Genomic DNA, 9,077 nt, shown 5'->3' with positions numbered 1-9,077 from the left:
ATTCCCCCGAATTCCCTCAGGGCGAATTCCCTCAGGACCCCCGGAATTTCCGGGAAAACCAAAACCCTCACCACCTGCAAACAGGGGGAGCAATGGATTACTCGGTACTCGGGACACTCGCCGCCCGCGACGGCGAAATCGACCGGACGCCCAGCGCCCCGAAACTCCGAAGGGTACTGGCCACCCTGCTGCTGAGAGCCAACAAGCTGGTGCTGGCCGAAACGCTGGCCGAGGAACTCTGGCAGGACAATCCGCCGACCAGTGCGACCGCCACACTGCAGACCTACATCTACCAGCTCCGCAAGTCGTTCGGGAGCGACGGCCGCGACCGGGAGAGCATCATCCGGACGCGGACCGAGCCCTCCGGCTACGTCCTGTCCGCCGATCCCGACCACCTCGACCTGGTGCGCTTCCAGGCCCTGGTGCGCGAGGGCCGGCACGCCCTGGAGACGAACCGGCCGCAGCGGGCGTCCGCCGTGCTCCACCAGGCGCTCGACCTGTGGCAGGGGCCGGTCTTCGGCGGCGTCGTGTGCGGACCGGTGCTCCAGAGCCACGCGACCTTCCTGGAGGAGGAGCGGATGAACGCCCTGGAGATGCGGATAGACGCGGACCTCCGGCTCGGCCAGCACCGCGAGCTGGTCTCCGAGCTCAAGACGCTCGTGGTGGCCCATCCGCTGCACGAGTGGTTCCACAGCCGCCTGATGATGGCGCTCCACTGCTCGTCCCGCCAGGGCGAGGCGCTCGACGTGTACCGGTCCTACCGCCGGCGGCTGCGCGACGAGCTCGGCCTCGAACCCGGCCTGGCGATGCAGCGCGCCCAGCAGGACATCCTCAACAGCACGCTGCAGCCGACCTTCTGACGCGTCGATCGACCGATGGCCGGTCAGCGGCGGTCGGGACCGGCCAGGGCCCTCCCGGAGGAGCCCCGGCCGGCCGGTTCCGTCCACGGAAGGCCGGTCCGCCAGTGCCACGGCACCATGCCACAGCACTAGGGCCGCCGCACCACCGCGAGATCGGCGTCACGGACCGCGGCGAGGGCAGCGTCACGGCCCGCGACGTGCTCGCGGATCACCCGCACGATCGAGGCCAGGTCCGTACCCGGTCCGAACACCTCGCCCACGCCCTGGGCGCGCAGCTCGTCGGCGTCCTCGGTCGGAACGATCCCGCCCAGGAGCACCAGCACGTCCTCCAGGCCCAGTGCGGACAGCCCCTCCAGCACCGGCGGCACCAGCGCGAGGTGGTTCCCGGAGAGGCTGGAGAGCCCGAGCACGTCGGCGTCCTCGGCCAGCACCGCCTGCACGATCTGTTCCGGCAGCTGGTTGCCGAGGTAGACCACCTCCATCCCGTGCTGCACCAGGTGGCGGCTGACCACCATGACGCCGCGGTAGTGCGAGTCGAGGCCCGGTTTGGCCATCACCACGCGGATGCGATCCATCCGTGCTTCCTCCTCGTGAGTCGAGCTCGTGAGTCGAGCTCGTGAGTCGAGCTCGTGAGTCGAGCTCGTGAGTCGAGCTCGTGAGTCGAGCGAGCCAGAGCGTTCGGTCAGATCAGCGGCTGGTGCCAGCCGCCGTGCAGGCTGCGGAAGACCTCGCAGCACTCGCCGAGCGTCGCCCCGGCCCGCGCCGCGTCCAGCAGTCCCGGCATGGTGTTGCGGCCGCCGACGGCCGCCGCCCGCACCTGTTCCAGCGCCGCGCGCACCCGGGTGCCGTCCCGGGTCGCCCGCAGCCGCGCCAGGCTGCGCCGCTGCGCCTCGATGGTGGCCGGGACCCGGAACGGTTCGATCCGCAGCGGCTCGTCCTCGTCCTGGAACCGGTTGACGCCCACGACGGTCCGGCTGCCCGCGTCGAGCTCCAGCTGACGGTCGTAGGCCCGGCCGGCCAGTTGCTTGTGCACCCAGCCCTGGTCGACGGCGGCCACCAGGCCGCCCATCGAGTCGATCCGCTCCAGGAGGCCGACCACGCTGCGCTCGATCTCGTCGGTCAGGTGCTCCACGTAGTAGCTGCCTGCCAGCGGATCGGCGGTCCGGTCGACGCCCGTCTCGTGGCGCAGGATCAGCTGCGTGTGCAGCGCGGTGAGCGCCGCCTGCTCCGAGGGGATGGACAGCGCCTCGTCGTAGGCGCTGACGTGCAGCGACTGCGCGCCGCCCAGCACCGCCGCCAGGGCCTGGTAGGCGGCGCGGGTGATGTTGTTGAGCGGCTGCCGCGCGGTCAGCGCGGACCCGGCGGTCTGGACGTGGTAGCGGAGCATCAGGCTGCGGGGGTCCGTGGCCTTCAGCCGCTCCTCGAAGACCCGGGCGTAGACGCGCCGGGCGGCACGGTACTTGGCGACCTCCTCGAAGAAGTCGCTGTCCGCGCTGAAGAAGGCGGTGAGCCGGCCGGCGAAGGAGTCGACGGGATTGCCGCGGCGCACCATCTCCTCGGCCGTCGCGACCGCGTGGGCCACGACCAGCGCGACCTCGTGCACCGCGTCGGCGCCGGCCTCCCGGTAGTTGTAGCCGGTGTAGCTGATCGCGTTCCAGCGCGGCACCCGCTGGAGGCAGAACTCGACGACGTCGGTGGACAGCCGGAACGAGAAGGCGGGCTCCAGCACGCTCGGCGCGGTGAGCACCACCGTCTCCATCATGAAGTCGTTCTGCAGCGTGCCCCGCAGGTCGGCGAGCGCGTAGCCGCGGCGCTCGGCGGCGGCCAGGTAGAAGGCGAGCACCGCCCCCGCCGCGACCGGGTGCGAGAGCACCAGCGAGACGCTCACCCGGTCGAGCGGGATCCCGTCGTACAGGGCGAGCATGTCCTCGACGCCGTCGATCGCGACCCCGCCCTGACCGGCGTCCGCGCGGGCGATCGCCTCGTCGCTGTCGTAGCCGCGGTTGGTCGGGAAGTCGAAGACGGTGTTGACCGCGGTGGCCCCGGAGTCCAGCAGCATGCGCAGCCGCCGGTTGGTGTGGTCCGCCGTGCTGTACCCGGCCAACTGGCGTACGGCCCAGGGCCGTTCACGGTACATGCCGGGACGGGTGCCGCGGGTGAACGGTGCCTGCCCGGGCCGTTCGGCGGTGCGCTCGCCGGGCAGGTCCTCGGGGCCGTAGCACGGCTTGACCGGCAGGCCGGACTCGGTGCGGACGACGTGTGGTTCCGTCACGGCAGTCGCACCACCTGGGCGGCGAAGGTGAGCCCGGCCCCGAAGCCGATCAGCAGGGCCAGGGCGCCGGACTCGACCCGGCCGGTGGTGAGCAGCCGCTCGACGGCCAGCGGGATCGAGGCCGAGCTGGTGTTGCCGGCCGTCTCGATGTCGTCGGCCACCACCACGTGGTCGGGCAGCCCGAGTTCGCCGACCAGCACGTCGGTGATCCGCATGTTGGCCTGGTGCGGGACGAAGGCGGCCAGGTCCGCGAAGGCGATCCCGGCCTCGGCCACCGCCCTGCGGGCGACCGCCACCATCTCGTCCACCACCCAGCGGAAGACCCGCCGGCCGTCCATCCTCATCACCGGGGCCGGCGCGGCCGGGTCGCGCAGGCGGTCGCCCCAGGAGCCGCTCATCACGACGGCGTCCAGCTGCCGGCCGTCGGCGCCCCAGACCACCGGGCCGACGCCCGGTTCGGCGGACGGGCCGAGCACCACCGCGCCGGCCCCGTCGGCCAGCAGGAAGGCGATCTGCCGGTCCGCCGGGTCGACCAGGTCGGTCAGCCGCTCCACGCCGACCACCAGGGCGTGGTCGGCGTTGCCGATCCTGATCATCGCCGCGGCGGTCTCGATCGCGTAGCAGAACCCGGCGCAGGCCGCGTTGAGGTCGAAGGCCGCCGCGCCGACCGCGCCCGCCCTCGTCGCGATGTCCACCGCGAGCGGCGGCAGCGAGACCAGGTTGGTCGTGCTCGCCGCGACGACGAGCCCGATGTCCCGCGGGTCCACGCCGGCCGCGGCGATCGCCTTCTCGGCCGCCGCCGCGCCCATCACCGCGAGCGTCTCCTCCGGTTCGGCGAAACGGCGCCGCCGGATGCCGGAACGCGTCTCGATCCACTCCTCGGTCGAGTCGATCGCCTCGCACACCTCACGGTTGTCCACCACCCGGCGCGGCCGGTAGTCGCCGACCCCGATGATCCGGCCGAACCTCGGCTCGGCCCGGCCTCCCGCCCTCAACACACCACTCAGCTCCTCTCGGAACGGCCATCCGTGGAGGGATGGTCGCCCGCGGCCCTCCACGGTGCATCGAGCACGTCTGAAGCGGCCGGGGCCGTTCAGGGGGCTTCTAGAACCGCCCGAGCACGCCTTGCCAAGGTGAGCGCCAAGAGCCCGCGAGCCGCGAGGAGGCACGAGTGTGAACGAGCTGGTCAACCACGGTCTGGGGCTGGTGGCCCTGCTGGGCAGCGGCATCGTCTCCGGGGTGTTCTTCGCCGTGGCCATCAGTGTCATCCCCACCGCCATGGCCCTCCCCGTCGACCGCTACGTGGAGATCCACAAGCTGCTGGGGCGCTACTACGACCCCACCATGCCGATCATCGTGATCTCGGCGGGGCTGGCCGACTTCGTGCTCGGCGGCACGGCCGACCGGGCCTGGATCCGGGTGCTCACCCTGCTCGCGGGCGTCGCGCTGACCGGCGTCGCAGTGGTCTCCCGGGCCTGCAACGTGCCGATCAACCGCCAGGTCAAGCTGGTCGAGTCGGGATCCGTGCCGGACGGCTGGCGCGATCCGCGGCCGCTGTGGCGCGACTGGCACCACCTGCGCACGGCGCTGGCCATGGTCGCCCTCGCCGGCAACGCCGTCGCCGTCACCTGGGGGGCCTGAGCCGATGGACTCCCGCTACCGGCGCTCCCTCGCGCTCGGCCGCTACCGGCCGGCCGTCCCGCTGGACCTGCCCGACCGCACCTGGCCCTCGCGCCGGATCACCCGGGCGCCGCGCTGGCTCTCCACCGACCTGCGCGACGGCAACCAGGCGCTGATCGACCCGATGTCACCGGCCCGCAAGCGCACGATGTTCGACCTGCTGGTCGCGCTGGGCTACCGGGAGATCGAGGTCGGCTTCCCGGCCTCGGGGCAGGCCGACTTCGACTTCGTCCGCTCGATCATCGAGCAGGACGCGATCCCCGACCACGTGACCGTCTCCGTGCTCACCCAGGCGCGGGACGACCTCATCGAACGGACCGTCGAGTCGCTGGCCGGCGCCCGGCGCGCCACCGTCCACCTCTACAACGCGACCGCGCCGCTCTTCCGCCGGGTGGTGTTCCGCAATGACAGGGCGGCCACCAAGGCGATCGCCACCGAGGGCACCCGCCTGGTGCTGCGGCACACCGCGAAGCTGCTCGGCGACGCGACCGAACTCGGCTACGAGTACAGCCCGGAGATCTTCACCGACACCGAACCGGAGTTCGCGCTGGAGGTCTGCGAGTCGGTTGCGGACGTCTGGCAGCCCGACGAGGACCGCGAGCTGATCCTCAACCTCCCGGCGACGGTGGAGCGTTCGACGCCCAACGACTACGCCGACCGGATCGAGTGGATGTCCCGCAACCTGACGAGACGTCAGCACATCTGTCTCTCCGTCCATCCCCACAACGACCGCGGCACCGCCGTGGCCGCCGCCGAGCTCGCCGTCATGGCCGGCGCCGACCGCGTCGAGGGCTGCCTCTTCGGCCAGGGCGAGCGCACCGGCAACGTCGACCTCGTCACGCTGGCCATGAACCTGTACTCGCAGGGCGTCGACCCCGGCATCGACCTCTCGGACATCGACGCGGTGCGCCGCACCGCCGAGCACTGCACCCGGCTGGAGGTGCACCCGCGCCACCCGTACGCCGGCGACCTGGTCTACACCTCGTTCTCCGGCTCCCACCAGGACGCCATCAAGAAGGGCTTCGAGGCGATGGCCGCCGAGGCCGAGGCGCTCGGCCGGCCGGTGGACGAGATCCGGTGGGCCGTGCCCTACCTGCCCATCGACCCCCGGGACGTCGGGCGCGGCTACGACGCCGTGATCCGCGTCAACTCCCAGTCCGGCAAGGGCGGCGTCGCCTACGTGCTCAAGACCGAGCACGGGCTCGACCTGCCGCGCCGCCTGCAGATCGAGTTCGCCAAGGCCGTCCAGGCCCGCACCGACGACCGCGGCGGCGAGGTGGCCCCGGACGAGATCTGGCGGCTCTTCCGCGCCGAGTACCTCACCGAGCGCACCCCGCTGGCCCTGCTCAGCCACAACACCACCACCGGCGACGACGGCCGCGACACGCTCACCGCCGCCGTCCGCCTCGACGGGACGATCCACCGGCTGCACGGCACCGGCAACGGACCGATCGACGCCTTCGCCGACGCGCTCGCCGGGATCGGCGTGGACCTGCGGGTGCTCGACTTCCGCGAGCACGCGCTCGCCGCCGGCAGCAACGCCCGGGCCGTCGCGTACGTGGAGTGCGCGCTGCGCGGCCGGACGGTGTGGGGCGTCGGCATCGGCACCGGGATCGTCCGCGCCTCGCTCGCCGCGGCCGTGAGCGCCGTCAACCGCGCCGGCGCCGTCATCTCCGGCACCGCCGGCTCCGGCACCGCCACCCCGGTTCAGGAGGCCTGACGTGCTCACCACCCACTTCCCCGCCGACGACCCCGACCCGGTCCGGCTCCTCGACCCCTCGGGCCACCGCGTCCCCCACCCCGACTACGGCCTCGACCTCACCCCCGAGGAGTACCGCGCGCTCTACCGCGACATGGTGCTGGTCCGCCGGATCGACGCCGAGGCCACCGTCCTCCAGCGCCAGGGCGAACTCGGCCTGTGGGCCTCGCTCCTCGGCCAGGAGGCCGCCCAGATCGGCGCCGGCCGGGCCCTGCGCCCGCAGGACTTCGTGTTCTCCAGCTACCGCGAGCACGGCGTCGCCTGGTGCCGGGGCATCCCGCCGATCGACCTCCTCGGCTTCTGGCGCGGCACCGCGCACGGCAGCTGGGACCCGTACCGGGCCGGCATGGCCAACTACCAGGTGGTGGTGGGCGGCCACGCCCTGCACGGCGTCGGCTACGGCATGGGCCTGCGGCTCGACGGCGCCGACGGAGCCGTCCTGGTCTGCTTCGGCGACGGCGCCACCAGCCAGGGCGACGTGCACGAGGCCTTCACCTACGCGGCCGTCTTCGACGCCCCCGTGGTGTTCTACTGCCAGAACAACCACTGGGCGATCTCCGAGCCGCTCACCCGGCAGAGCCGCGTCCCGCTGTACCGGCGCGCCTTCGGCTACGGCTTCCCCGGCATCCGGGTGGACGGCAACGACGTGCTCGCCACGCTCGCGGTGACCGACGCGGCCCTGGAGCACGCCAGGTCCGGCTCAGGCCCGGTGCTGATCGAGGCCGTCACCTACCGGATGGCCCCGCACACCACCTCCGACGACGCCACCCGCTACCGCTCCCCCGACGAGGTCGCCGCGTGGGCCGCACGGGACCCGATCACCCGGCTCCGGGCCCACCTGGAGCACGAGCGGTTCGCCGACGCCGCGTTCTTCGCCGGCCTCGACGAGGAGGCCGACCGCCTCGCCGTCCGGCTGCGCACCGAGTGCCGCGCCCTGCCCGACCCGCGGCCCGCGGCCCTGTTCGACCACGTCTACGCCGGACCGCACCCGCTGATCGACACCCAGCGCGCCCAACTCTCCGAGTTCCTGGATCAGTTCACAGATGGATCGGAAGGACGGCGGACATGGAGGTGACCCTCGCCAAGGCCCTCAACGCCGGACTGCGCAAGGCCATGGAGGCCGACCGCAGGGTGGTCCTGCTCGGCGAGGACGTCGGCCGGCTGGGCGGCGTCTTCCGGATCACCGACGGACTGCACAAGGACTTCGGCGGCGACCGCGTGATCGACACCCCGCTCGCCGAGTCCGGGATCGTCGGCACCGCGATCGGCCTCGCGTTCCGCGGCTACCGGCCGGTCTGCGAGATCCAGTTCGACGGGTTCGTCTACCCCGCCTACGACCAGATCGTGGCCCAGCTCGCCAAGCTGCGGGCCCGCACCCGCGGCCGGGTGGTCATGCCGGTCGTCGTGCGGATCCCGTTCGGCGGCGGGATCGGCGCGGTGGAGCACCACAGCGAATCGCCGGAGGCGTACTTCGCCCACACCGCGGGCCTGCGGGTGGTCACCTGCGCCCGGCCGGCCGACGCGTACTGGATGATCCAGCAGGCGGTGGCCTGCGACGACCCGGTGGTCTTCTTCGAGCCGAAGCGCCGCTACTGGGACAAGGGCGAGGTCGACCCGGCGGCCGGCGCCCCGCTGCCGCTCCACGCGGCCGAGGTGGTCCGCCCGGGCACCGACCTCACCCTCGTGGGGTACGGGCCGACCGTCCGGGTCTGCCTGGACGCCGCCGAGGCCGCCGCCGCGGAGGGCCGCAGCCTGGAGGTGATCGACCTGCGCTCGCTCTCGCCGCTGGACCTCGCCACCGTCCGGGACTCGGTCGTGCGGACCGGACGGCTGGTCACCGTCCACGAGGCCCCCGGCCAGCTGGGCGTGGCCGCCGAACTCGGCTGCCGGATCACCGAGGAGTGCTTCTACTCCCTCCAGGCGCCCGCGCTGCGGGTCACCGGCTACGACACCCCGTACCCGCCGTCCCGCCTGGAGGACGTCTACCTGCCCGACCTGGAGCGGGTGATGGACTGCGTGGATCGGTCGCTGTCGCACTGACCGGGTGCGCCGACGCCGATTCCGATGCCGATGTGCCGCCGGATCGTGGATCCGGCGGCACATTGCTATTTGATATTCCGTCAAATCTGCGCCCACACACGGGCATTGATGTCACGGTACTGGTTCCGCCAGCCGGGCAGGGCCCCGGCCATCTGCTCGGCGAACGCCCGCGGCAGCGCCGCGATCAGCGCGTCCACCACGACCGCGTCCACGCCCTCCTCGGTCCACGTCGACACCAGCCACCGCGGCGGCTCACCGACCCCAGGCCTGCCCTGACCTCCCTGGCCCGGGCCGCCCTTGCCGCCCTGGCCACCGGCCAGTTCCTCAGGGCGGATGCGGTCCACCAGGACCGGCACGATGTGCTTCTCCTCCCGGTCCAGGTGCCGGCCCAGCAGCCCGGCGAGCCGCTCGGTGGCGGCCCGCGCCGTGGCGACGGCCGCGGGCGTCGCCAGGTCGGCCCTCAGCC

The 9,077-nt window shown here is 72.7% G+C and carries 9 protein-coding genes; 5 read left to right on the top strand and 4 right to left on the bottom strand.

Features of this window, described 5'->3' with window-relative positions; genetic code table 11:
* Positions 1-92: 92 nt before the first annotated feature.
* Positions 93-860: an AfsR/SARP family transcriptional regulator gene (locus tag AB0O00_RS22245; RefSeq protein WP_363654359.1), complete on the top strand. Its 768-nt coding sequence runs from the start codon at positions 93-95 to the stop codon at positions 858-860.
* A gap of 128 nt (positions 861-988) precedes the next feature.
* Here the strand turns inward: AB0O00_RS22245 and AB0O00_RS22240 are convergent, their stop codons facing one another.
* The 3 genes from AB0O00_RS22240 to AB0O00_RS22230 all read right to left on the bottom strand — a co-directional run bounded on the left by AB0O00_RS22240 (position 989) and on the right by AB0O00_RS22230 (position 4,130).
* Complete coding sequence (locus AB0O00_RS22240) at positions 989-1,435, bottom strand: cobalamin-dependent protein (RefSeq protein WP_363654357.1); 447 nt, start codon at positions 1,433-1,435, stop codon at positions 989-991.
* A 107-nt stretch (positions 1,436-1,542) separates the two neighbouring features.
* Complete coding sequence (locus AB0O00_RS22235; RefSeq protein WP_363654355.1) at positions 1,543-3,132, bottom strand: methylmalonyl-CoA mutase family protein; 1,590 nt, start codon at positions 3,130-3,132, stop codon at positions 1,543-1,545.
* A complete protein-coding gene (locus tag AB0O00_RS22230) occupies positions 3,129-4,130 on the bottom strand; it encodes a beta-ketoacyl-ACP synthase 3 (protein WP_363654353.1) in 1,002 nt (333 codons plus the stop codon). Before AB0O00_RS22230 ends, AB0O00_RS22235 begins: the two co-directional genes overlap by 4 nt.
* Positions 4,131-4,305: 175 nt before the next feature.
* Here AB0O00_RS22230 and AB0O00_RS22225 point away from each other — a divergent pair, with 175 nt between their 5' ends.
* From AB0O00_RS22225 to AB0O00_RS22210, 4 genes are read left to right on the top strand one after another with little or no spacing between them, the layout of a single operon-like run.
* Positions 4,306-4,773: a DUF1772 domain-containing protein gene (locus AB0O00_RS22225; protein ID WP_363654351.1), complete on the top strand. Its 468-nt coding sequence runs from the start codon at positions 4,306-4,308 to the stop codon at positions 4,771-4,773.
* Between the two features lie 4 nt (positions 4,774-4,777).
* Positions 4,778-6,532 carry a 2-isopropylmalate synthase gene (gene leuA / locus AB0O00_RS22220; protein ID WP_363654349.1) on the top strand — a complete coding sequence of 585 codons (1,755 nt, stop codon included), beginning with the start codon at positions 4,778-4,780 and terminating at the stop codon, positions 6,530-6,532.
* Position 6,533: 1 nt separating this feature from the next.
* The gene (pdhA, locus tag AB0O00_RS22215) at positions 6,534-7,646 is read left to right on the top strand and encodes a pyruvate dehydrogenase (acetyl-transferring) E1 component subunit alpha (protein ID WP_363654347.1); all 1,113 of its coding nucleotides are present in this window, start codon (positions 6,534-6,536) and stop codon (positions 7,644-7,646) included.
* On the top strand, positions 7,637-8,611 hold the full coding sequence (locus AB0O00_RS22210) for an alpha-ketoacid dehydrogenase subunit beta (protein WP_363654345.1): 975 nt from the start codon (positions 7,637-7,639) through the stop codon (positions 8,609-8,611). Before pdhA ends, AB0O00_RS22210 begins: the two co-directional genes overlap by 10 nt.
* Positions 8,612-8,691: 80 nt before the next feature.
* Here the strand turns inward: AB0O00_RS22210 and AB0O00_RS22205 are convergent.
* Positions 8,692-9,077: hypothetical protein (locus tag AB0O00_RS22205; RefSeq protein WP_363654343.1), on the bottom strand; the 386-nt coding region annotated here is incomplete at its 5' end.

Origin of the sequence: Kitasatospora sp. NPDC093558 (genome assembly GCF_040683475.1) — a bacterium.
Classification (GTDB): domain Bacteria; phylum Actinomycetota; class Actinomycetes; order Streptomycetales; family Streptomycetaceae; genus Kitasatospora.
Note: the sequence above shows the minus strand (reverse complement) of the source record. Positions and strands in the feature narration are given on the sequence as shown.